Source organism: Pseudomonas sp. B21-015 (assembly GCF_024749285.1).
Classification (GTDB): domain Bacteria; phylum Pseudomonadota; class Gammaproteobacteria; order Pseudomonadales; family Pseudomonadaceae; genus Aquipseudomonas.
Map to the genome: position 1 here is coordinate 1,173,274 of NZ_CP087196.1, position 22,647 is coordinate 1,195,920.

23 protein-coding genes and 1 other RNA gene are annotated in these 22,647 nt (G+C 58.9%); 18 read left to right on the top strand and 6 right to left on the bottom strand.

Going from position 1 to position 22,647, the window contains the following annotated elements:
• Nucleotides 1–34 precede the first annotated feature (34 nt).
• Nucleotides 35–1,129 carry a cell division protein ZapE gene (gene zapE / locus LOY38_RS05410; RefSeq protein WP_258699135.1) on the top strand — a complete coding sequence of 365 codons (1,095 nt, stop codon included), beginning with the start codon at nucleotides 35–37 and terminating at the stop codon, nucleotides 1,127–1,129.
• A 193-nt stretch (nucleotides 1,130–1,322) separates the two neighbouring features.
• Here the strand turns inward: zapE and LOY38_RS05415 are convergent, their stop codons facing one another.
• Complete coding sequence (locus LOY38_RS05415; RefSeq protein WP_258700662.1) at nucleotides 1,323–2,219, bottom strand: GlxA family transcriptional regulator; 897 nt, start codon at nucleotides 2,217–2,219, stop codon at nucleotides 1,323–1,325.
• 243 nt (nucleotides 2,220–2,462) lie between these two features.
• Here LOY38_RS05415 and LOY38_RS05420 point away from each other — a divergent pair, with 243 nt between their 5' ends.
• The gene (locus LOY38_RS05420; RefSeq protein ID WP_258699136.1) at nucleotides 2,463–3,599 is read left to right on the top strand and encodes an acyl-CoA dehydrogenase family protein; all 1,137 of its coding nucleotides are present in this window, start codon (nucleotides 2,463–2,465) and stop codon (nucleotides 3,597–3,599) included.
• Nucleotides 3,600–3,702: 103 nt separating this feature from the next.
• Here LOY38_RS05420 and LOY38_RS05425 read toward each other — a convergent pair whose 3' ends face one another.
• A complete protein-coding gene (locus tag LOY38_RS05425; RefSeq protein WP_258699137.1) occupies nucleotides 3,703–4,743 on the bottom strand; it encodes an NADP(H)-dependent aldo-keto reductase in 1,041 nt (346 codons plus the stop codon).
• Nucleotides 4,744–4,988: 245 nt separating this feature from the next.
• Between LOY38_RS05425 and rplM the strand changes: the two genes are divergently transcribed.
• The 7 genes from rplM to LOY38_RS05460 all read left to right on the top strand — a co-directional run bounded on the left by rplM (nucleotide 4,989) and on the right by LOY38_RS05460 (nucleotide 9,872).
• On the top strand, nucleotides 4,989–5,417 hold the full coding sequence (gene rplM / locus LOY38_RS05430) for a 50S ribosomal protein L13 (protein ID WP_007905295.1): 429 nt from the start codon (nucleotides 4,989–4,991) through the stop codon (nucleotides 5,415–5,417).
• A gap of 14 nt (nucleotides 5,418–5,431) precedes the next feature.
• Nucleotides 5,432–5,824: a 30S ribosomal protein S9 gene (gene rpsI, locus LOY38_RS05435; protein ID WP_003205364.1), complete on the top strand. Its 393-nt coding sequence runs from the start codon at nucleotides 5,432–5,434 to the stop codon at nucleotides 5,822–5,824.
• 267 nt (nucleotides 5,825–6,091) lie between these two features.
• Entirely contained in the window at nucleotides 6,092–6,685 is a 594-nt protein-coding gene (gene petA / locus LOY38_RS05440; protein ID WP_258699138.1) for a ubiquinol-cytochrome c reductase iron-sulfur subunit, read from the top strand.
• A complete protein-coding gene (locus tag LOY38_RS05445) occupies nucleotides 6,685–7,896 on the top strand; it encodes a cytochrome bc complex cytochrome b subunit (protein ID WP_258699139.1) in 1,212 nt (403 codons plus the stop codon). The genes petA and LOY38_RS05445 overlap by 1 nt, the downstream gene beginning before the upstream one ends.
• Nucleotides 7,896–8,678 carry a cytochrome c1 gene (locus LOY38_RS05450; RefSeq protein ID WP_258699140.1) on the top strand — a complete coding sequence of 261 codons (783 nt, stop codon included), beginning with the start codon at nucleotides 7,896–7,898 and terminating at the stop codon, nucleotides 8,676–8,678. The genes LOY38_RS05445 and LOY38_RS05450 overlap by 1 nt, the downstream gene beginning before the upstream one ends.
• Before the next feature lie 149 nt (nucleotides 8,679–8,827).
• Nucleotides 8,828–9,445 (top strand): glutathione S-transferase N-terminal domain-containing protein, encoded by a 618-nt coding sequence (locus LOY38_RS05455; RefSeq protein ID WP_007905304.1) that lies wholly within the window; start codon nucleotides 8,828–8,830, stop codon nucleotides 9,443–9,445.
• Between the two features lie 16 nt (nucleotides 9,446–9,461).
• The gene (locus LOY38_RS05460; protein ID WP_258699141.1) at nucleotides 9,462–9,872 is read left to right on the top strand and encodes a ClpXP protease specificity-enhancing factor; all 411 of its coding nucleotides are present in this window, start codon (nucleotides 9,462–9,464) and stop codon (nucleotides 9,870–9,872) included.
• A 108-nt stretch (nucleotides 9,873–9,980) separates the two neighbouring features.
• Here the strand turns inward: LOY38_RS05460 and LOY38_RS05465 are convergent, their stop codons facing one another.
• The 4 genes from LOY38_RS05465 to LOY38_RS05480 form a co-directional block, all read right to left on the bottom strand.
• The gene (locus LOY38_RS05465; RefSeq protein ID WP_007904376.1) at nucleotides 9,981–10,559 is read right to left on the bottom strand and encodes a BON domain-containing protein; all 579 of its coding nucleotides are present in this window, start codon (nucleotides 10,557–10,559) and stop codon (nucleotides 9,981–9,983) included.
• On the bottom strand, nucleotides 10,556–11,149 hold the full coding sequence (locus LOY38_RS05470; protein ID WP_007904374.1) for a phosphoheptose isomerase: 594 nt from the start codon (nucleotides 11,147–11,149) through the stop codon (nucleotides 10,556–10,558). Before LOY38_RS05470 ends, LOY38_RS05465 begins: the two co-directional genes overlap by 4 nt.
• Nucleotides 11,150–11,253: 104 nt before the next feature.
• Nucleotides 11,254–11,616, bottom strand: coding sequence for a YraN family protein (locus tag LOY38_RS05475; protein WP_258699142.1), 363 nt, complete (start codon nucleotides 11,614–11,616; stop codon nucleotides 11,254–11,256).
• Complete coding sequence (locus tag LOY38_RS05480; RefSeq protein WP_258699143.1) at nucleotides 11,616–13,448, bottom strand: penicillin-binding protein activator; 1,833 nt, start codon at nucleotides 13,446–13,448, stop codon at nucleotides 11,616–11,618. The genes LOY38_RS05475 and LOY38_RS05480 overlap by 1 nt, the downstream gene beginning before the upstream one ends.
• Nucleotides 13,449–13,625: 177 nt before the next feature.
• Between LOY38_RS05480 and rsmI the strand changes: the two genes are divergently transcribed.
• The 9 genes from rsmI to mraY all read left to right on the top strand — a co-directional run bounded on the left by rsmI (nucleotide 13,626) and on the right by mraY (nucleotide 22,647).
• The gene (gene rsmI / locus LOY38_RS05485) at nucleotides 13,626–14,531 is read left to right on the top strand and encodes a 16S rRNA (cytidine(1402)-2'-O)-methyltransferase (RefSeq protein ID WP_258700663.1); all 906 of its coding nucleotides are present in this window, start codon (nucleotides 13,626–13,628) and stop codon (nucleotides 14,529–14,531) included.
• 74 nt (nucleotides 14,532–14,605) lie between these two features.
• An RNA gene (rnpB, locus tag LOY38_RS05490) (RNase P RNA component class A) lies at nucleotides 14,606–14,959 on the top strand.
• A gap of 354 nt (nucleotides 14,960–15,313) precedes the next feature.
• On the top strand, nucleotides 15,314–15,769 hold the full coding sequence (gene mraZ, locus LOY38_RS05495; protein WP_003205355.1) for a division/cell wall cluster transcriptional repressor MraZ: 456 nt from the start codon (nucleotides 15,314–15,316) through the stop codon (nucleotides 15,767–15,769).
• Complete coding sequence (rsmH, locus tag LOY38_RS05500) at nucleotides 15,766–16,713, top strand: 16S rRNA (cytosine(1402)-N(4))-methyltransferase RsmH (RefSeq protein ID WP_408980562.1); 948 nt, start codon at nucleotides 15,766–15,768, stop codon at nucleotides 16,711–16,713. Before mraZ ends, rsmH begins: the two co-directional genes overlap by 4 nt.
• On the top strand, nucleotides 16,710–17,003 hold the full coding sequence (ftsL, locus tag LOY38_RS05505) for a cell division protein FtsL (RefSeq protein ID WP_003205353.1): 294 nt from the start codon (nucleotides 16,710–16,712) through the stop codon (nucleotides 17,001–17,003). Before rsmH ends, ftsL begins: the two co-directional genes overlap by 4 nt.
• Nucleotides 17,003–18,742 carry a penicillin-binding protein 2 gene (locus tag LOY38_RS05510; RefSeq protein ID WP_187326384.1) on the top strand — a complete coding sequence of 580 codons (1,740 nt, stop codon included), beginning with the start codon at nucleotides 17,003–17,005 and terminating at the stop codon, nucleotides 18,740–18,742. The genes ftsL and LOY38_RS05510 overlap by 1 nt, the downstream gene beginning before the upstream one ends.
• On the top strand, nucleotides 18,742–20,205 hold the full coding sequence (locus tag LOY38_RS05515; protein WP_258699144.1) for a UDP-N-acetylmuramoyl-L-alanyl-D-glutamate--2,6-diaminopimelate ligase: 1,464 nt from the start codon (nucleotides 18,742–18,744) through the stop codon (nucleotides 20,203–20,205). Before LOY38_RS05510 ends, LOY38_RS05515 begins: the two co-directional genes overlap by 1 nt.
• Nucleotides 20,198–21,565, top strand: coding sequence for a UDP-N-acetylmuramoyl-tripeptide--D-alanyl-D-alanine ligase (murF, locus tag LOY38_RS05520; RefSeq protein ID WP_258699145.1), 1,368 nt, complete (start codon nucleotides 20,198–20,200; stop codon nucleotides 21,563–21,565). Before LOY38_RS05515 ends, murF begins: the two co-directional genes overlap by 8 nt.
• Nucleotides 21,565–22,647, top strand: coding sequence for a phospho-N-acetylmuramoyl-pentapeptide-transferase (gene mraY / locus LOY38_RS05525; RefSeq protein WP_007939841.1), 1,083 nt, complete (start codon nucleotides 21,565–21,567; stop codon nucleotides 22,645–22,647). Before murF ends, mraY begins: the two co-directional genes overlap by 1 nt.

Below are 22,647 nucleotides of genomic sequence, written 5' to 3' on the forward strand. Positions count from 1 at the left end.
TGACGGCCCGTTTTTGTTGCCTTGCTAACGAATTATGACGCCCCTAGAACGATATCAAGCTGATCTGAAACGCCCGGAATTCTTCCATGACGCCGCGCAGGAAACCGCCGTGCGCCATTTGCAGCGTCTGTACGACGATCTGGTCGCGGCCTCGCAGAACAAACCGGGCCTGCTCGGCAAACTGTTTGGCAAGAAAGACCAGATGCCGGTCAAGGGCCTGTACTTCTGGGGCGGCGTTGGTCGCGGCAAGACTTACCTGGTCGACACCTTTTTCGAAGCCTTGCCGTTCAAGGAAAAGACTCGCACTCACTTCCACCGCTTCATGAAGCGCGTGCACGAAGAGATGAAGACCCTGGGCGGCGAGAAAAACCCGCTGACTATCATCGCCAAGCGCTTCTCCGACGAGTCGCGAGTGATTTGTTTCGATGAGTTCTTCGTCTCCGACATCACCGACGCCATGATCCTTGGCACGTTGATGGAAGAACTGTTCAAGAACGGCGTGACCCTGGTCGCGACCTCGAACATCGTGCCGGACGGTCTGTACAAGGACGGCTTGCAACGTGCGCGCTTCCTGCCGGCCATTGCGCTGATCAAGCAGAACACCGAGATCGTCAACGTCGACAGTGGCGTCGATTACCGTCTGCGTCACCTCGAGCAAGCGGAGCTGTTCCACTTCCCGCTGGATGCAGCCGCCCAGGAAAGCCTGCGCAAGAGCTTCCGCGCCTTGACGCCGGAATGTACGGCAGCCATCGAGAACGATGTGCTGGTGATCGAGAACCGTGAAATCCGTGCCGTGCGCACCTGCGATGACGTGGCCTGGTTCGACTTCCGCGAACTCTGTGACGGCCCGCGCAGCCAGAACGATTACATCGAGCTGGGCAAGATTTTCCACGCCGTGTTGCTCAGTGATGTCGAGCAGATGAGCGTCACCACCGACGACATCGCCCGACGCTTTATCAACATGGTCGACGAGTTCTACGACCGCAACGTGAAGCTGATCATTTCTGCCGAAGTCGAGCTCAAAGACCTCTATACCGGCGGTCGTTTGAACTTCGAGTTCCAGCGCACCCTCAGCCGCCTGCTGGAAATGCAGTCGCATGAGTTTCTGTCCAGGGCGCACAAGCCATAGGGCTATTCGGCAAATAAGAAAGAGCCTGCATATGCAGGCTCTTTTTTGTGCGCTGTAGAAACTGTCTGGCTCACCAAGCCCCCTGTGGGAGCGAGCCTGCTCGCGATTGCGGTCTGTCAGTCACTTCTTTTTTGGATGTGAGGCCGTCATCGCGAGCAGGCTCGCTCCCACAGTTGATTGTTGTTCTCTAGGGCTATGCCGCCTGCTGAAACTGCTGCCGATACTGGTTCGGCGACAACTCCGTGTGCTGGCGGAACAGTCGCGCAAAGAAGCTCGCGTCGTCGTAACCGACTTCATAACTGATGGTCTTGATGCTCTTGCGGCTGGCGGACAACAAGCCCTTGGCGGTTTCGATGCGCAGGCGTTGCAGGTAATGCAATGGTTTGTCGCCGGTGGCGGTCTGGAAGCGGCGCATGAAGTTGCGGATGCTCATGCCGTGTTCGCGGGCCACGTCTTCGAAGCGGAATTTGTCGGCGAAGTGTTCTTCGAGCCAATGCTGGATCTGCAGGATGATCACGTCCTGGTGCAGTTTCTGCCCGCCGAAACCGATCCGTCCCGGCGCGTAGCTGCGCTGCACTTCATAAAGAATGTCACGGGCCACGGCCTGGGCCACGTTGGCACCGCAAAAGCGCTCGATCAGGTAAATGTAGAGGTCGCAGGCCGAAGTGGTGCCGCCGGCGCAATACAGGTTGTCGGCGTCGGTCAGGTGCTTGTCCTGATTGAGTTGAACCTGTGGGAAGCGTTCGGCGAAGGCATTGAAGAATCGCCAGTACGTGGTCGCTTCCTTGCCATTGAGCAGCCCGGCTTCGGCGAGCCAGAACACCCCCGTGGCTTCGCCGCACAGCACTGCCCCGCGGGCGTGTTGTTCGCGCAGCCACGGCAGCACCTGTGGATAACGTTTGCAGAGCGTGTCGAAATCGTCCCAGAAGGCGGGAAGGATAATGACGTCGGCATTTTCCAGGCCGCCGTCCACCGGCATGATCACATCGCTGAAGCTGTTCACCGATTTGCCGTCGGGGCTGACCAACCGGGTTTCAAACGCCGGTGTCAGGCCATGGCCCAGTTGTTTGCCATAGCGCAGGCTGGCCAGATGGAAGAAATCCTTGGCTTGCATGAGGGTGGAGGCGAAAACCCGATCGATAGCCAGGATACTGACGCGCCGCAAGGGCTTGGAGACTTGGTTAGACATAATTCAACTTTATTCTTATAGGGGAAAGTGGTCACCAGACGGCTGGATCGTCTTATTTTTTGTCGGGTGTGTCCAGTGTCCTGTATCGGAAGCGAGGCATAGTCTCTGAAGGTCAATTCCGTCTAACAAAACGACAGGTGCCCCATGATCCCCAGAACCTTGTTCAGCTCCGAGCACGAACTTTTTCGCGACAGCGTGCGAACGTTTCTCGAAAAAGAGGCCGTGCCGTTCCATGGGCAATGGGAGAAACAAGGCTACATCGACCGCAAACTCTGGAATAAGGCGGGGGAGGCGGGGATGCTTTGCTCCCATCTGCCGGAAGAATACGGCGGGCTGGGGGTGGACTTTCTCTACAGCGCGGTGGTGATCGAGGAGGTCGGCCGTCTGGGGTTGACCGGGATCGGCTTTTCTCTTCATTCGGACATTGTTGCGCCTTACATCCTGCATTACGGCAGTGAAGCGCTGAAACACAAATACCTGCCCAAACTGGTGTCTGGCGAGATGGTGACGGCCATTGCCATGACCGAGCCCGGTGCGGGTTCCGACCTGCAAGGGGTGAAAACCACTGCGATGCTGGACGGCGACGAATATGTGATCAACGGTTCGAAGACCTTCATCACCAACGGCTTTCTGGCTGACCTGGTAATCGTCGTGGCCAAGACCGATCCGAAGGCTGGGGCGAAGGGCACCAGTTTGTTTCTGGTGGAGGCGAACACTGCGGGCTTCGCCAAAGGCAAGCGTCTGGAAAAAGTCGGCATGAAGGCTCAGGACACCTCGGAGCTGTTTTTTCAGGATGTGCGTGTGCCGAAGGAAAACCTGCTGGGCCAGGCCGGGATGGGCTTCGCTTACCTGATGCAGGAATTGCCCCAGGAGCGTCTGACAGTCGCGGTGGGTGGCTTGGCGTCAGCCGAAGCGGCGTTGCAATGGACGCTGGATTACACCCGTGAGCGCAAGGCCTTCGGCAAGGCCATCGCCGATTTCCAGAACACCCGCTTCAAACTCGCTGAAATGGCAACCGAAATTCAGATCGGCCGGGTCTTCGTCGATCGCTGTCTGGAACTGCATCTGCAAGGCAAGCTCGACGTGCCGACAGCGGCGATGGCCAAGTACTGGGGCACCGACCTGCAATGCAAGGTGCTCGACGAGTGCGTGCAATTGCATGGCGGTTACGGGTTCATGTGGGAATACCCGATCGCCCGGGCGTGGGCGGATGCGCGGGTGCAGCGGATTTATGCCGGGACCAACGAAATCATGAAGGAGATTATTGCGCGGTCGCTGTAATTTGCAGTGACTGGGCGGACGCCATCGCGGGCAAGCCACGCTCCCACAGGTTTGTGATTTCCTGTGGGAGCGTGGCTTGCCCGCGATTGGATCTAAAGATCAATCAAGGTGCGGGATTCGGCTGATCCTTGTGAATCGCCTCAATCCCCTCAAGCACTTCATCGGACAGTTTCAGATCGAAGCTGGCAATGTTGCTGTTCAGTTGCTCAAGCGTGGTGGCGCCAATGATGTTGCTGGTCACGAACGGCTGCTGCGTGACGAACGCCAGCGCCATCTGCGCCGGATCCAGGCCGTGTTCACGGGCCAGCGCCACATAACGGCTGCACGCTGCCTCCGATTGCGGGTTGAAGTAGCGACTGAAGCGGCTGTAGAGGCTCAGGCGACCTTTGGGTGGGCGCGCGCCACCTTCGTACTTGCCCGACAGGAAGCCGAACGCCAGCGGCGAGTAGGCGAGCAAGCCGCACTGTTCGCGGATGGCGATTTCCGCCAGGCCGACTTCGAAGCTGCGATTGAGCAGGTTGTAGGGGTTCTGGATCGATACGGCGCGCGGCCAGCCACGGGCTTCGGCGAGGGCGAGGAAACGCATGGTTCCCCACGGGGTTTCGTTGGACAGGCCGATGTGGCGGATCTTGCCGGCCTTGACCTGCTCGTCCAGCGCTTCAAGCGTGTCTTCGAGCGGGGTGAGGTTGACCTCGCTCTTGTGCTTGTAGCCCAGTTGCCCGAAGAAATTGGTGCTGCGTTCCGGCCAGTGCAACTGATAGAGGTCGATGTAATCGGTCTGCAAGCGCTTGAGGCTGGCGTCCACGGCTTCGACGATATGCTCGCGATTGTGCTTGAGGTTTTTGTCGCGGATGTAGTCGATGGTGTTGCCGGGGCCGGCGATCTTGCTCGCCAGGATCCAGTCGGCCCGATCGCCGCGACTTTTGAAGTAGTTGCCGATGTAGCGCTCGGTGGTGGCGTAGGTTTCGGCTTTGGGCGGCACCGGGTACATCTCGGCGGTGTCGATGAAATTGATCCCGGCGCCCTTGGCGCGTTCGATCTGGGCGAAGGCTTCAGCCTCGCTGTTTTGCTCGCCCCAGGTCATGGTGCCGAGGCAGATTGCACTCACGTTCAGATCGGTACGTCCTAGCTGGCGATAGTCCATCGGGTGCTCCTTGGGCAAAACAATCATAAAAGCAGGTTGAAATATTTTTCGCAATCTGCATAATTGCGCACCTCTTTCTGCAGTGGAAGTGATGCGCCGCCGCCGAAGAATCTTGCCGTTGAACGGACGCGCCGACCCGAGCCCCCGAAAGCGTCTGTATCCGGCTGCCTTTGACTTGTCAAAGTACGCACTATTCAGTAAGATCCGCCGTCTAATTTACAGGGCGGCCCCTGAGGCTATAAAGAATGAAAACTTTTACTGCTAAACCGGAAACAGTACAGCGCGACTGGTTTGTCGTCGACGCTGCAGGTCAGACCCTGGGTCGTCTGGCCACCGAAATCGCGAGCCGTCTGCGTGGCAAGCATAAAGCTGAGTACACTCCTCACGTTGACACCGGCGATTACATCGTCGTTATCAATGCCGAGCAGATTCGTGTAACCGGTGCTAAAACCACCGACAAAATCTACTACTCCCACTCCGGTTTCCCGGGCGGCATCAAGTCGATCAACTTCGAAAAGCTGATCGCTAAAGCCCCTGAGCGCGTGATCGAGACCGCGGTCAAAGGCATGCTGCCTAAGAACCCGCTGGGTCGCGACATGTATCGTAAGCTGAAAGTCTATGCGGGCGCTGTACACCCTCATACTGCTCAGCAGCCCCAAGAACTGAAGTTTTAACGGAATAGTTCATTATGTCGGCGACTCAAAATTACGGCACTGGCCGTCGCAAGACCGCAACCGCACGCGTTTTCCTGCGTCCGGGCACTGGTAACATCTCCATCAACAACCGTTCGCTGGATAATTTCTTCGGCCGCGAAACTGCCCGCATGGTAGTTCGTCAGCCGCTGGAATTGACTGAGACTGTCGAGAAGTTCGACATCTACGTCACCGTGATCGGCGGTGGTGTAAGTGGTCAAGCTGGCGCGATCCGCCACGGTATCACCCGCGCTCTGATGGACTACGACGAAACTCTGCGCGGTGCTCTGCGCAAAGCCGGCTTCGTAACCCGCGATGCACGTGAAGTTGAACGTAAGAAAGTCGGTCTGCGTAAAGCGCGTAAGCGTCCGCAGTACTCGAAGCGTTAATTCGCTTTCACGTTCAAAAAGAACGCCCAGTTTCCTTGCGAAGCTGGGCGTTTTTTTATGGGTGCGATTTATCAGAGAATTGCGCTGTGACAACTTGCCACATCCGCAGAGGCCCTATACTGCAAGGCTTGGCAGTGGAGCCTCTGGGTAATTACCTTGTCAGAATTGGGGCTTTTCATTACCATTCGGCAAAATTTTTATAAGTTCAGATTTTTACTTAGTAGACGCCTGATTTAACAGGCCACAAAGCTGATGGGAGAGGACTGAATGAGCAATGACGGCGTGAATGCAGGCCGGCGTCGCTTCTTGGTAGCAGCCACATCCGTGGTGGGTGCTGCAGGAGCGGTGGGGGCTGCGGTCCCGTTCGTGGGGTCATGGTTTCCCAGTGCCAAGGCGAAAGCCGCAGGTGCACCGGTGAAAGTGAATGTCAGCAAAATCGAGCCAGGTCAGCAAATGATTGCTGAGTGGCGCGGTCAGCCGGTGTTCATCGTCCGCCGTACCGAGGAAATCCTGGGGAATCTGAAAAAGATCGAGGGCCAGTTGTCTGACCCCGCCTCCAAGAACTCTACGCAACCGACCTATGTTGACCCGCAGACGCGTTCGATCAAGCCAGAAGTCCTGCTGCTGATCGGTATTTGCACACACCTGGGTTGCTCACCGACCTTCCGTCCGGAAGTGGCTCCTGCGGACCTGGGCAAGGATTGGGTCGGGGGGTATTTCTGCCCTTGCCACGGTTCTCACTACGATCTGGCTGGCCGCGTCTACAAGTCGCAACCCGCGCCTTTGAATCTGCCAGTTCCCCCGCATTCCTATGAGACCGATGACATCATTGTCATTGGCGTCGATACGGAGAAAGCGTGATGAGCAAGTTCATGGATTGGGTTGATGCGCGCTTCCCCGCGACCAAAATGTGGGAAGACCATCTCAGCAAGTACTACGCCCCGAAGAACTTCAACTTCTTCTACTTCTTTGGCTCCCTGGCACTGCTCGTTCTGGTCAACCAGATCGTTACCGGTGTCTGGCTGACCATGAGCTACACCCCGTCGGCGGAAGAAGCGTTTGCCTCCGTCGAATACATCATGCGCGACGTCGAGTACGGCTCGATCCTGCGCCTGCTGCACTCCACCGGCGCTTCGGCGTTCTTCATCGTGGTTTACCTGCACATGTTCCGTGGCCTGCTCTACGGTTCGTACCAGAAACCACGTGAGCTGGTGTGGGTGTTCGGCATGCTGATTTACCTGGCGCTGATGGCTGAAGCCTTCATGGGTTACCTGCTGCCATGGGGTCAGATGTCCTACTGGGGCGCCCAGGTGATCATCTCGCTGTTCGGTGCGATTCCAGTCATCGGTAACGACCTGACCCAGTGGATCCGTGGTGACTACCTGATTTCCGGTATTACCCTGAACCGCTTCTTCGCCCTGCATGTGGTTGCCCTGCCGATCGTGATCCTCGGTCTGGTGGTGCTGCACGTTCTGGCACTGCACGAAGTCGGTTCGAACAACCCTGACGGCGTGGACATCAAGAAACACAAAGACGAAAACGGCGTACCGCTGGACGGCATTGCCTTCCACCCGTATTACACCGTGAAAGATATCGTCGGCGTGGTGGTGTTCCTGTTCATCTTCTGCGCCATCGTGTTTTTCTTCCCGGAAATGGGCGGGTACTTCCTCGAGAAGCCGAACTTTGAAGTGGCGAACGCCTTCAAGACCCCTGAGCACATCGCTCCGGTCTGGTACTTCACGCCGTTCTACGCGATTCTGCGGGCGGTTCCGGACAAGCTCCTGGGTGTTGTTGCCATGGGTGCTTCGATTGCCTTGCTGTTCGTCCTGCCCTGGCTTGACCGTAGCCCGGTCAAGTCCATGCGCTACAAGGGTTGGCTGAGCAAGATCTGGCTCTGGGTGTTCTGCATCTCCTTCGTGATTCTTGGCTGGCTGGGCGTCATGGCGCCTACCCCGGAACGTACGTTGCTGTCGCAGGTTTGTACCTTCCTGTACTTCGCCTACTTCATTCTGATGCCGTTCTACACCAGGCTCGAGAAGACCAAACCGGTTCCGGAAAGGGTGACTGGCTGATGAAAAAGCTATTTGCTGTACTGATTCTTGCGGCGATGCCTGCACTGTCTTTTGCGGCCGAGCACGGTGGTCCAGAGCTGGAAAAGGTCGACATCGACGTTTCCGACAAGGCTGCCATGCAGGACGGCGCGCGTACGTTCGCCAACTACTGCATGGGTTGCCACAGCGCCAAGTTCCAGCGTTACGAGCGTGTCGCCGATGACCTGGGCATTCCTCATGAGCTGATGCTCGAGAAGCTGGTGTTCACCGGCGCCAAGATCGGCGACCACATGAACATCGGCATGCAGCCAGCTGACGCCAAGACCTGGTTCGGTGCAGCGCCGCCGGACCTGACGCTGGTGGCTCGCGTTCGTGGCACGGACTGGCTCTATGGCTACCTGCGTTCGTTCTATGAAGACCCGTCGCGTCCATGGGGCGTGAACAACAAAGTGTTCCCGAACGTCGGCATGCCTAACGTTCTGGTCGGCCTGCAGGGTCGTCAGGTGGTAGGCTGTAAACAAGTTCAAATCGTCGAAGACGGCAAGAAGCAATACGATCCGCTGACCGGCACCGCTTTGACTCATGAAGCTTGCGATCAACTGACGGTATTGCCGAAAACCGGCGCGCTGAACGAAGAGCAGTTCGATGAGAAGGTCAAGAATCTGGTGACTTTCCTGGCCTACTCGGCCAACCCGGTGAAGCTGCAGCATCAGCGCATCGGTACCTATGTGTTGCTGTACCTGGCGTTCTTCTTCGTATTCGCTTACTTGCTCAAGCGTGAATACTGGAAAGACGTCCATTGATAAAGCTGTAAGCCATTGCTGTTAATCGCGCGCGCCCAAGGGCGTCTCCAAGGTGTAACGAGTCTGGTGAGCCAGGCGTTACGGGAGGCGCCCTCTGGGCGCGTGTGTTTTTCCGTTTTCGATAATTTCAACAAGCGAGGAGGACCGCCATGGGCGTGACCAATCGGTTGGCCTGTTACTCCGACCCCGCCGACCACTATTCCCACCGAGTGCGCATCGTACTTGCAGAGAAGGGTGTCAGCGCCGAGATCATTTACGTGGAAGCTGGTCGCCAGCCGCCTAAACTGATCGAAGTGAACCCTTACGGAAGCCTGCCCACCCTGGTCGATCGTGACCTGGCGTTGTGGGAGTCGACCGTGGTGATGGAGTATCTGGATGAGCGTTACCCGCACCCGCCGTTACTGCCGGTTTATCCCGTGGCGCGTGCCAACAGCCGTCTGCTGATTCATCGTATTCAGCGTGACTGGTGTGGCCTGGTGGATCTGATTCTGGATTCGCGGACCAAGGAGGCAGCCCGTGTCGTGGCTCGTAAAGAGCTGCGCGAAAGCCTGACAGGCGTGTCGCCGTTGTTCGCCGACAAGCCGTTTTTCCTCAGTGAGGAACAAAGTCTGGTGGATTGCTGCCTATTGCCAATACTCTGGCGATTGCCGATTTTGGGTATAGAACTGCCGCGGCCTGCCAAGCCGCTGCTTGATTACATGGAGCGCTCGTTTGCGCGTGAGGCATTCCAGGCGAGTCTGTCTGGTGTCGAGCGCGATATGCGCTAAGGCTTAAGGAGCCGCTATGAACTCCAGTCGACCTTATCTGGTCCGCGCGCTCTACGAGTGGATTGTGGACAACGATTGCACCCCGCACATGCTGGTCAATTCCGAGTATCCGTCGGTGCAGGTGCCTCAAGGGTTTGCCAGTGAGGGGCAGATTGTCCTGAACGTATCCCCGGCGGCCGTGCGTCATTTGCACATGGACAACGAGGCGGTCAGCTTCGAAGGGCGCTTCGGTGGCGTGCCACACACCCTGTACGTGCCTATCGCGTCGATCCTGGGCATTTATGCTCGGGAGAACGGTCAGGGCATGGTGTTCGATCTGGAATCGCCTCTGGAAGACGAGGAAGAGATCGAGCCGGATGATGTTCCGCCACCCGACAGTGAGCCGCCGCGTCCCAGCGGTCGACCGAGTTTGAAGGTGGTGAAGTAATAAAAAAGGCGATCCGAATGGATCGCCTTTTTTATTACGTAGGAGCTGCCGAAGGTTGCTCCTACAGGGGGCGATGGCGATCTCGAGGATGCCATCGCCGGGCAAGTATCAGTCGATGTACTCAAACAACTTCACAATCTTCTGCACGCCGGAAACGCCTTGTACCAGATTGGTCGCCTGCGCCGCTTCCTGCTTGGTCAGCAGGCCCAGCAGGTAGACGATACCGTTTTCAGTCACGACCTTGATGCGCGAGCCGGGGATAGAGGCATCGGTGAGCATCTGGGTCTTGATCTTGGTGGTCAGCCAGGTGTCGTTCTGACGTGCCAGCAGTGAGGACGGTTGCAGCACTTGCAGTTCGTTGTGCACTTTCTTTACACGCTGAACGGAGGCGGCAACCTGTTCGGCCTTGGCCTTGAGGTCGGCGCGAGGGGTTTGCCCGGCCAGCAGCACCACACCGTTGAAGCTGGTGACGACGATGTGCGAGTCGTTGTCCAGGGCTGGATCAGCCTTGGCGATGTTCACACCGACCTTGGTGTCGATCAGGGAGTCGTCGATTTTGCTGCCGAAGGTGCGGGTGCCGCGGTCATCGTCGATTGGCGCTTCACGGCTGGCGTTAACCACCGAGGTGCAGCCACTGATGCCGAGGCACAGGGTCAAGGCCAGAAGGCCTAGGCGATTAGGGGTCATTCTTCACTCCCGAACAGTTGGCTGTCGATCAAGTCGCAAAGGCAATGGATCGCCAGCAGGTGGACTTCCTGAATACGTGCAGTGACGTTGGCCGGTACGCGAATCTCGACGTCCTCGGGCAATAGCAATGACGCCATGCCGCCGCCATCACGACCCGTCAATGCTACGACAATCATTTCACGATCATGTGCGGCCTGGATCGCTTGAATTATGTTTGCCGAGTTGCCGCTGGTGGAAATCGCCAGCAATACGTCACCCGGCTGGCCGAGGGCGCGAATCTGTTTGGAGAAGATTTCGTTGTAGCTGTAGTCGTTGGCGATCGAGGTGATCGTCGAGCTGTCGGTGGTCAGCGCGATGGCCGGCAGGCTCGGGCGCTCGCGTTCGAAGCGGTTGAGCAATTCGGACGAGAAGTGCTGTGCGTCACCGGCAGAACCGCCGTTGCCGCAGGAGAGCATTTTGCCCTCGTTGAGCAGGGCGTTGACCATGACCTGGCTGGCTTGCTCGATGTGCGGTGCAAGTACGTCCATCGCCTGTTGCTTGGTGTCGATACTGGCCTGAAAAAGCTGGCGAATTCGCGATTGCATGTCCATCTGTGTGACCTTAATTAGCGCGGCTACTCGGCACATGAATGTGCAGCCCGCAAAGCAAAGAGCAAAAGTGTTGGGTAAAGGTGTCCGGTTCGGGGCGCAAGCGATCAGCTGTCGAAGGCATTCTGCAACCAGTTCAATTGATCAAGGCTGCTGTCGATGGCAACCACGTCGAAACGGCAGGGGGAATTGGCCCAACGCGACTCGCGCTGAAGAAAATACTGCGCGGCGAAAATCAGTTTCTGCCGTTTGCGCCCATCGATGCTATCGAGTGCGCCACCCCATTGGGTGTTTTTTCTGTAGCGGACTTCGACGAATACTACTGTATCGCCATCAAGCATGACCAGATCAAGCTCGCCGCGTTTACACAACCAGTTCTGCGCCAGCAGGCGCAGACCCTGTTGCTGAAGATGCTCGAGCGCATGACGCTCGGCATCTTTACCGCTTTGCTGGCGTGACCTGTCGGGCATTAGCGCGAGGTGTCCGGCAGGCGTTGAACCTGACCGTTGACGAACTCTGCCCATGGCAACTGACGCTCGACCCGTTGATTCTGAGTCATGCCCAGGCTACCCGATTGGCCTTCGATGCGACTGTCTGGCAAGGCCTTGAGTTGCCCCAGGCGTGGTGCCAGGCGATAAGCGTCGACGCCCATCGCGTACAGACGACCCAGGCTGCCGCTGGCTTGTGGCCATTGTGCGGTGACCTGTTTACGCAGCGGGTCGTTGGCATCCAGCAGCCATGGGGTTTCGCAGAAGCGAATACCGTTCATGTCGTTGTACTGGTTCTGGTCGCCGCTGGCGCTGAACACGTGGGAGGTGGCGTAAACCGGCACATCGCCCGCGTACTGGAAGTTCAGGGTCGGTTTGATCTGTTGAGCCTGTTGCGGTGTCGCGGCCAGGAAGATGAACTCGATGTCCTGACGACGCGAAGGCTGGGCGGCTACCTGCGAGCCAACGGTGCTTTGCAGGCTCTTGGCGCGGCCTTCGCTCTGGCGCAGCTGGAACATGTCGGCAATCTGCTGTGCCAGTTGCACCGGTTGGTCGACACGCTCGGTAGCGACGATGCTGCCACCGTTGGCTTGCCAATCCTGGCTGAATGCCCTGAGTACGCGATTGCCCCATTCGCCTTTCGGCACCATGATGGCGGCGCGATGCAGGCCATCGGCGCGCGCACGGCGAGATACTTCGCGGGCTTCGTCTTCAGCGGCAAGACCGAACTGGAACAGTTGGGCCGGACCTTGTTCGCCCTCGCTGTAGTTCAGCGCCAGGGTGGTGATCGGCAATTGCGGGCGAGTGCTGAGCTGTTTGACCAGCGGCTTCTCCAGTGGGCCGATGACCAGTTGCACGCCATCGGCCTGGGCTTTGCGATAGAAATCGTCCAGCGACATCCGCGGCGGCACAGTGGTCATTATCGAACTGTCATAAAATACGATGGCTGGCGGATTCTGCCCGGCTTGTTGCGCCTGGTAGTGAGCAGCCACGATACCTTCACGCAGTGCCTTGCTGGCAGCCGCCAGCGGGCCATCTGCTTGAGGCAGCAGCACGGCAATTTTGCTCAAAGGCTGGCTAGCCAGTTCCTTGAGCTTGGTCAGTGGCAGCGGCAGCTGGATGGCAGCCGGGTGCTTTGGATTCTGTTCGCGCCAGTGGTCGATCGCGGTTTGCTGCTGTTCCAGGGTGCCGGCCGTTTTCACTGCCAGCGCCAGACGGATCCAGCCGCCGAGGTCGTCATCGGTGGTCGGCTGCAATTGATCGGTCGGCAGCGAAGCGATCAGGGTCCAGATCGCTTCGTGGTTCTTGCTGGCGGCTTCACCTTCAAGCATTGGGGCAATGAAGATGCGCTCCCGTGCGGCGGGGAGGGTCTGGCCGTCGGCTTCAAGGGCGCGGGCATGCACGGTGCCGGTGCGAACCTGTTGTTCGACCGGCAGTTCGCCCAGGCGTTGCAGGCTCGGATGGCTCAGGAAGGTCAGCGCCGCTTTGGGCTGATTGCGGACCATGGCCAGTTCAGCCGCCAGGGTACTGGCGAAGACCTGTTGGCCAGGCTTGAGTTGTTCCATCGGTACTTGTTGCAGGATTTGCGCGGATCGGCCGGCATTGCCCTGACGATAAGCCAGGTCTGCCGCACTCAAGCGCAGCAAGGCTGCCTTGTCCGGCGTTTTGCTTTGAGCAGCCTGTTCGAGCAGTTGCTCGATACTGGCATCCGGGGTCCGTGGAAGTTCGCCAAGGCTGGAGGAGGGCGAGCTGGCGCAAGCCGCCAGCAAGGCAGCGAGGCAGAGGGCAGAGAACAGCCGCAGGCAAGCGATCATGTAAGTGTTCCTGATACTCGATCAAATTAGCGTGGAATTGTACCCAAGCGCTGGCCGGGACGCGATGTTACTGGCGTGAATCGATCAATTTAGCTCGTGCAAATGTTGCTGCACTGCACAAAAGGCTGGAAAACCGAGGGTTGCTCGCAGGTATCACGAATGTCGCTACGCGCTACAATGGCGGCTTTTACCGATCATGAGGTGTGCGCTTTGACTGCTCCAGGTGCTTTGAATTCCGCTGCTGGCTCGCTTTATGTGGTGGCGACGCCCATCGGCAACCTGGATGACATCAGTGCGCGTGCGCTGAAGATCCTGCGCGAGGTCGCCTTGATTGCTGCCGAAGACACTCGCCACTCCCAGCGATTGATGCAGCATTTCGGCATACCCACGCCGCTGGCGGCCTGTCATGAACACAACGAGCGGGATGAAGGTAGCCGTTTTATCACCCGTCTGCTGGCGGGCGATGATGTGGCGTTGATCTCCGACGCCGGGACGCCGCTGATTTCCGATCCGGGTTATCACCTGGTGCGTCAGGCCCGTGCCGCGGGGATCAATGTGGTGCCGGTTCCGGGCGCCTGTGCGCTGATCGCGGCACTCTCGGCGGCGGGGCTGCCGTCCGACCGTTTCATCTTCGAAGGGTTTCTGCCGGCCAAGGCTGTCGGTCGGCGCGCTCGTCTGGAACTCATAAAAGAAGAGCCGCGCACGCTGATTTTCTATGAAGCCCCGCACCGGATCCTTGAATGCCTGCAAGACATGGAGCTGGTATTTGGCGCCGAGCGTCCGGCGTTGCTGGCGCGCGAACTGACCAAGACCTTCGAAACCCTTAAAGGTTTGCCGCTGGCCGAGTTGCGTGAGTTCGTCGAGTCGGACAGCAACCAGCAGCGCGGAGAGTGCGTAGTGCTGGTCGCCGGCTGGTCTGCACCCGAAACCGAGGACGCTGTCAGCAGTGAAGCCATGCGTATTCTCAACTTGCTGCTCGAAGAGATGCCGCTCAAGCGTGCCGCGGCATTGGCGGCGCAAATTACCGGCGAACGCAAGAATGTGCTCTATCAGGTCGCGCTGGATAAGCAAAAGGGCGAGTAAAACCGATGCGCAGCGCCGGGCAGAGGCTTTTAGCGCTTGTTCTTCGGCCGCTCTGCCGTTAACCTTCGCGGTGGAGAGTCGATCGGACAGTCGCTGCCCTCTATGAAAATTAGGGGGGGGAGGAAAGTCCGGGCTCCATAGGGCGAAGTGCCAGGTAATGCCTGGGAGGCGTGAGCCTACGGAAAGTGCCACAGAAAATAACCGCCTAAGCGCTTCGGCGCCGGTAAGGGTGAAAAGGTGCGGTAAGAGCGCACCGCACGTCTGGCAACAGTTCGTGGCTAGGTAAACCCCACTTGGAGCAAGACCAAATAGGGTCCCAAGGCGTGGCCCGCGCTGGGACCGGGTAGGTTGCTAAAGATGTCCAGTGATGGCCATCGTAGACGAATGACTGTTCAAGACAGAACCCGGCTTACAGATCGACTCTCCACCTTTTTTCTTCTCTGCTTCAATCATTGGCAACGATGTGCGTAATGGCAATTTCCCTCCCTGCTGAATCAATGGCAGAAGCGCTTTTGTAATACCGAAAAAATCTTACTCTTAACAAACCACTTTAACTTCTGAACGCAGCCTTCTGTGCTGATTCAAGTTATTGAGCGAATTCATCCGTCAGATTCTCGTTATCTCTCCTTTTGCGCACCTAAATCTCCGTTCTGTAAGGCTTTTCCTTCTATCCGCGCCTTGACGGTGTGGTGGGCGCATTCCTATAGTGTGCGCAAGTGGCGGAAAGTGGCATGAAGTGGGTTTTTTGAGCGCAAAACGCTAATATTTGGAGAAACGCTGACGTGTTTCGCGGAGCTAACGCTATCAGTCTCGATGCAAAGGGCCGTCTCGCCATGCCGAGCCGGTACCGTGACGAGCTCGTTTCGCGTAGTTCCGGTCAATTAATCGTCACCATTGATGCCGTTGATCCGTGTTTGTGTGTTTATCCCCTCGATGAGTGGGAAATTATTGAAACCAAACTGCGCGCACTGCCTTCGCTTCGCGAAGAAAACCGCCGCCTGCAACGTTTACTGATTGGTAACGCCGTCGACCTCGAGCTCGATGGCAGTGGTCGTTTTCTGGTTCCGCCGCGTCTTCGCGAATATGCCAAGTTGGATAAGCGCGCGATGTTGGTAGGCCAACTGAACAAGTTCCAATTGTGGGACGAGGATGCCTGGAACGCGGTTTCTGCCGCTGACCTGGCTGCTATTCAACAACCGGGCGCCATGCCTGATGAACTGCGTGATTTGATCCTGTGACTATTGATAGCGGCTTTAACCACATCACCGTACTGCTTGACGAAGCTGTCGAGGCTCTCGCCGTACGTCCTGATGGCTGCTATCTGGACGGTACGTTCGGTCGCGGTGGGCACAGCCGGTTGATCCTCAGCAAGCTCGGTCCCGATGGTCGGTTGCTCGGATTCGACAAAGATCCTCAAGCGATTGCCACCGGGCAAACGCTAGCGGCCGAAGACGGCCGCTTTGTCGTTGTGCAGCGCAGCTTTGCCGAGCTCGGTTCGGAAGTCGCCGAACGCGGTCTGGCCGGCAAGGTCAGCGGCATTCTGCTTGACCTCGGCGTGTCTTCGCCGCAGCTCGACGACCCGGAGCGCGGCTTCAGTTTCCTCAACGACGGTCCGTTGGACATGCGCATGGACCCGTCACGCGGGATCAGCGCCGCCGAGTTCGTCAATACCGCGCCGGTGGAAGAAATCGCCCGGGTATTCAAGGAATACGGCGAAGAGCGTTTCTCCGGCCGCATGGCGCGTGCCGTGGCCGAGCGTCGCGACATCAAGCCGTTCGAGCGCACCGCCGACCTGGCTGAAGTTTTGAAAGTCGCCAACCCTGCCTGGGAAAAGGGCAAGAACCCGGCCACCCGTGCGTTCCAGGGGCTGCGTATTCACGTCAACAACGAACTGGGCGATCTGGAAACCGGCCTCGAAGCCGCGCTGGAGTGCCTGGAGGTGGGCGGCCGTCTGGTTGTCATCAGCTTCCACTCGCTGGAAGACCGCATCGTCAAACTGTTCATGCGCAAACTGGTGAAAGGCGAAGCCGACAACCTGCCGCGCAACCTGCCGGTCCGTCACGTCGCTTTCGAACCGATCATCAAAATTCATGGCAAAGCGCAGTCCGCCTCCGAGGCCGAACTCAAAGCCAACCCACGTTCCCGTAGCGCCGTCATGCGCGTCGCGGAGAAACTGCGGTGAGCAAGCTTTTCGCCAAACCACTTCCCGGCGGAAGCTTTTTCATGCTGCTGCTATTTATCGGCGTGCTCGTGTCGGCCATCGGCGTGTCCTATAGCGCGCACTGGAACCGTCAGCTGTTGAATTCGCTGTACAACGAATTGAGCGTGCGCGACAAGGCGCAGGCCGAGTGGGGCCGGCTGATTCTTGAGCAGAGCACCTGGACCGCCCATAGCCGTATCGAAGTCCTGGCCACCGAGCAACTGAAGATGCGCATTCCCGGCGCCGCTGAAGTGCAGATGGTGGCGCCATGATGAAACTCGAAGGCGCGCTCTTCCCATGGCGGTTCCGTCTGGTGGTGGGGTTGCTCGGCATCATGGTGGCGGCGATTGCCTGGCGCATCATCGATTTACAAGTGGTCGACCGTGCCTTCCTTAAAGGTCAGGGCGATGCGCGCAGTGTTCGTCATATTCCGATTCCGGCTCACCGTGGTCTGATCACCGACCGTAACGGCGAGCCGTTGGCCGTGAGTACCCCGGTCACCACCCTGTGGGCCAACGCCAAGGAAATGCAAACGGCCAAAGAGAAGTGGCCGGCACTGGCGGCTGCCTTGGGGCAGGACCCGAAAGCCCTGGCCGAACGTCTCGAAGCCCAGGCCAACAAAGAATTCATTTATCTGGTGCGCGGGCTGACCCCCGAGCAAGGCCAGGCTGTGCTCGATCTGAAAGTGCCGGGCGTTTATGGCATCGAAGAGTTTCGGCGTTTCTACCCGGCCGGCGAAGTCACTGCCCACATGGTCGGCTTTACCGACATCGATGACCACGGACGCGAAGGCGTCGAGCTGGCCTACGACGAATGGCTGGCCGGCGTGCCCGGCAAGCGACAGGTGATCAAGGACCGGCGCGGCCGGCTGATCAAAGATGTCCAGGTCACCAAAAACGCCAAGGCCGGCAAGCCCTTGGCGTTGTCCATTGACCTGCGTCTGCAATACCTGGCCAACCGTGAACTGCGCAACGCGATCATCGAGAATGGCGCCAAGGCCGGCAGCCTGGTGATCATGGACGTGAAGACCGGCGAGATCCTGGCCATGGTCAACCAGCCGACCTACAACCCGAACAACCGTCGCAACCTGCAGCCGGCGATGATGCGTAACCGCGCGATGATCGACGTGTTCGAGCCGGGTTCGACCATGAAAGCGATTTCCATGAGCGCCGCGATTGAAACCGGGCGCTGGAAGCCGACCGATACTGTCGAGGTGTATCCAGGCACCTTGCAGATTGGTAAGTACACCATCAAGGACGTATCCAAGAGTGAAGGCCCGGTACTCGACCTGACCGGTATCCTGATCAATTCCAGTAACGTCGGCATGAGTAAGGTCGCGTTCGATATCGGCGGCGAAACGATTTTCCGCCTGGCGCAGAAAGTCGGCCTCGGTCAGGACACCGGCCTGGGCTTCCCGGGTGAGCGCGTCGGCAACCTGCCGAACTACCGCGAATGGCGCAAGGCTGAAACCGCGACGCTGTCCTATGGCTACGGTATTTCCGTGACCGCGATTCAGTTGGTCCACGCCTTCTCGGCCCTGGCCAACAACGGTCGTCTCGCGCCGCTGACCCTGATCAAAACCGACAAGGCGCCGCAAACCACTCAAGTGTTGCCGGAAGCGGTCGCGAAAACCATGCAAACCATGCTGCAACAAGTGATCGAAGCCCCGCGCGGTGTATTCCGTGCGCAGGTGCCGGCGTATCACGTGGGTGGCAAGTCGGGTACTGCGCGTAAAACGTCGGTCGGAACCAAAGGCTACGCCGAGAACTCCTACCGCTCGCTGTTCGCCGGTTTTGGCCCGATGAGCGATCCGCGTTACGCGATCGTGGTGGTGATCGATGAGCCGACCAAGGCCGGTTACTTCGGTGGTCTGGTATCGGCGCCGGTGTTCAGCAAAGTGATGTCCGGGACTCTGCGCCTGATGAACGTCACCCCGGACAACCTGCCAGCCACTCAACAAGCGAACGCCGCACCGGTTGTTCCGCTGAAAGCTAATGGAGGGCGCGGCTGATGTCGCTGAGCCTGAACAAGATTTTTGCCCATGCCGGCCATGATCTATTGATCCGCGAATTGGCGCTGGACAGCCGCAACGTGCGGGCAGGCGATTTGTTCCTTGCGGTCCCTGGCGGCAAGTTTGACGGGCGTACGCACATTGCCGACGCCTTGCAGCGTGGCGCTGCCGCCGTGGCTTATGAAGTCGAAGGCGCGACCGTGCTGCCGATTACCGACGTGCCGTTGATTCCGGTCAAAGGCCTGGCGGCGCAACTGTCGGACATCGCCGGGCGCTTTTATGGCGACCCGAGCCGTCATTTGAACCTGATCGGCGTGACCGGCACCAACGGTAAAACCAGCGTGACCCAATTGGTCGCGCAAGCGCTCGACCTGCTCGGTCAACACTGCGGCATTGTCGGTACCCTGGGCTCCGGTTTCTACGGCGCACTGGAAAGCGGCCTGCACACCACGCCGAACCCGATTGCGATGCAAGCGACCCTCGCCGACCTGAAAAAGGCCGGCGCCAAAGCCGTGGCCATGGAAGTGTCTTCTCATGGGCTGGATCAGGGCCGCGTGACGGCGTTGGCCTTCGATGTGGCGGTAATGACCAACCTGTCGCGCGATCATCTGGATTACCACGGCACCATGCAGGCCTATGGCGAAGCCAAGGCCAAGTTGTTTGCCTGGAATGATCTGAAGTGCCGGGTGGTCAACCTCGACGACGATTTCGGTCGGCAACTGGCTGCCGATAAAGGCGAGTCGCGGCTGATCACCTACAGCCTGGAAGATTCCAGCGCCTACCTGTATTGCCGCGAAGCGCAGTTCGACGATGAAGGCGTGCGCGCCACGTTGGTCACGCCGCAAGGCGAGCACCATTTGCGCAGCACCTTGCTCGGTCGTTTCAACCTGAGCAACGTGTTGGCCGCAGTCGGCGCCTTGCTCGGTCTGGATTATGCGCTGGACGAAATCCTCAAAGTGCTGCCGAAGCTCGAAGGTCCGGCCGGGCGCATGCAGCGTCTGGGTGGCGGTACTCAGCCATTGGTGGTGGTCGATTACGCCCACACGCCGGATGCGCTGGAAAAAGTCTTGACGGCCCTGCGTCCTCACGCCAAAGGCCGGTTGCTGTGCCTGTTCGGTTGCGGCGGCGATCGCGATCGCGGCAAGCGTCCGTTGATGGCGGAAGTGGTCGAGCGTCTGGCCGATGGCGTACTGGTCACCGATGACAATCCGCGCGCCGAAGACCCCTCCGTGATTTTCGACGACATCCGCGCCGGTTTCACCGCTGTGGATAAAGTCACCTTCGTCGCCGGCCGTGGCCAGGCGATTGCCCAGTTGATCGCCAGCGCTTCGGCGGATGACGTGATTGTCCTGGCCGGTAAAGGTCATGAGGATTATCAGGAAATCAACGGCGAGCGCCACGCTTTCTCCGATCTGGTCGAGGCCGATCATGCCCTGACCGCGTGGGAGGTGGCCCATGCTTAAAGCCTTGAAACTGAGCGAACTGACTGGCGCGCTGAATGCCCGCCTGATCTCCAGCGACGCCAGCTTCGACGGCGTCAGCATCGACAGCCGCGCGATCAAGCCGGGACAACTGTTTGTTGCTCTGGCCGGGCCGCGTTTCGATGGTCATGACTACTTGAATGACGTCGCCGCCAAAGGCGCCGTGGGTGCCTTGGTCGAGCGCGAAGTTGCCGACAGCGCGCTGCCGCAACTGCTGGTCAAGGACACCCGCCAGGCCCTCGGCCAATTGGGCGCGATCAACCGTGCTGCGTTCACTCAACCGGTCGCGGCCATTACCGGTTCCAGCGGCAAGACCACGGTCAAGGAAATGCTGGCGAGCATCCTGCGCACGCGCGGTCCGGTGCTGGCGACCCGTGGCAACCTGAACAATGACCTCGGCGCTCCGCTGACCTTGCTCGAACTGGCGCCGGAGCACACCGCGGCAGTGATCGAACTCGGCGCTTCGCGCATCGGTGAAATCGCTTACACCGTCGCCATGACCAAGCCCCACGTGGCCATCATCAACAACGCCGGGACCGCCCATGTTGGCGAGTTCGGCGGGCCGGAAAAAATCGTTGAAGCCAAGGGCGAGATTCTCGAAGGGCTGGATGCCGATGGCGTCGCCGTGCTGAATCTCGACGACAAGGCCTTCGATATCTGGAAGACCCGTGCCGCCGGTCGCAAAGTGCTGACCTTTGCCTTGAGCAACGTCAACGCCGACTTCCATGCCAGCGATCTGGACCGCGACGCCCGCGGTTGCCCGGCGTTCAACCTGCACAGCCCTGAAGGTGTGGAACGGGTTCAACTGAACCTGCTCGGCACCCACAACGTCGCCAATGCCATGGCCGCCGCTGCCGCCGCCCATGCCTTGGGCGTATCGCTGTTCGGCATCGCCACCGGCCTTGGCGCGGTGCAACCGGTCAAGGGGCGCACTGTCGCGCAACTGGCGACCAACGGCATGCGTGTTATCGACGATACGTACAACGCAAACCCCACCTCAATGTGTGCCGCCGTTGATATACTCGCCGGCTTTTCCGGTCGCACCGTTTTGGTGCTTGGAGATATCGGCGAGTTGGGCGCGTGGGCGGAGCAGGGTCACCACGATGTGGGCGAGTACGCCCGCGGCAAGGTTTGCGCGCTTTACGCCGTCGGGCCAATGATGGCTCACGCCGTGAACGCTTTCGGCGAGCAGGCCTTTCACTTCAGCACACAGGCTGAACTGATCAAGGCCCTGGAAGCCGAGCAGGACACAAACACCACCTTTTTGATCAAGGGCTCGCGCAGCGCGGCGATGGAAAACATCGTTGCCGCTTTGTGCGGGACCAGTCTGGAGAAACATTAATGCTGCTGCTGCTAGCGGAGTATCTGCAACAGTTCTACAAAGGCTTCGCGGTCTTTCAGTACCTGACCCTGCGCGGGATCCTCGGTGTGCTGACCGCGCTGGTCTTGTCGCTGTGCTATGGCCCGTGGATGATCCGCACTCTGCAGAACCGTCAGATCGGTCAATCCGTTCGCAACGATGGCCCGCAATCGCACCTGTCGAAGTCGGGCACCCCGACCATGGGCGGCGCGTTGATTCTTTCCTCCATTGGCGTCAGCACCTTGCTCTGGGCCGACCTGGCCAATCGTTACGTTTGGGTCGTGTTGTTGGTGACTCTGCTGTTCGGCGCCATCGGCTGGGTTGACGATTACCGCAAAGTCATCGAGAAAAACTCCCGTGGCCTGCCGAGCCGCTGGAAGTATTTCTGGCAGTCGGTGTTCGGCCTGGGCGCGGCGATCTTCCTTTACATGACTGCCGCGACGCCGGTGGAAACCACCCTGATCCTGCCGATGCTCAAGGACTACAGCATTCCGCTGGGCGCAGGCTTCATCGTCCTGACCTATTTCGTGATTGTCGGTTCGAGCAACGCGGTCAACCTGACCGACGGCCTCGACGGTCTGGCGATCATGCCCACCGTGATGGTTGGCGGTGGCCTGGGGATCTTCTGCTACCTGTCGGGTAACGTGAAGTTCGCCGAATACTTGCTGATTCCTTACGTACCGGGCGCGGGTGAGCTGATTGTGTTCTGCGGTGCGTTGATCGGTGCGGGCCTGGGGTTCCTCTGGTTCAACACCTATCCGGCACAAGTCTTCATGGGCGACGTCGGCGCGCTGGCGCTGGGCGCGGCCCTTGGCACCATCGCGGTGATCGTCCGTCAGGAAATCGTCCTGTTCATCATGGGCGGTGTGTTCGTGATGGAAACCCTGTCAGTCGTCATTCAGGTTGCCTCCTTTAAGCTGACCGGTCGCCGTGTGTTCCGCATGGCGCCGATTCACCACCACTTTGAACTCAAGGGCTGGCCCGAGCCGCGTGTGATCGTCCGTTTCTGGATCATCACCGTGATTCTCGTGTTGATCGGCCTTGCCACCCTGAAGCTGAGGTAG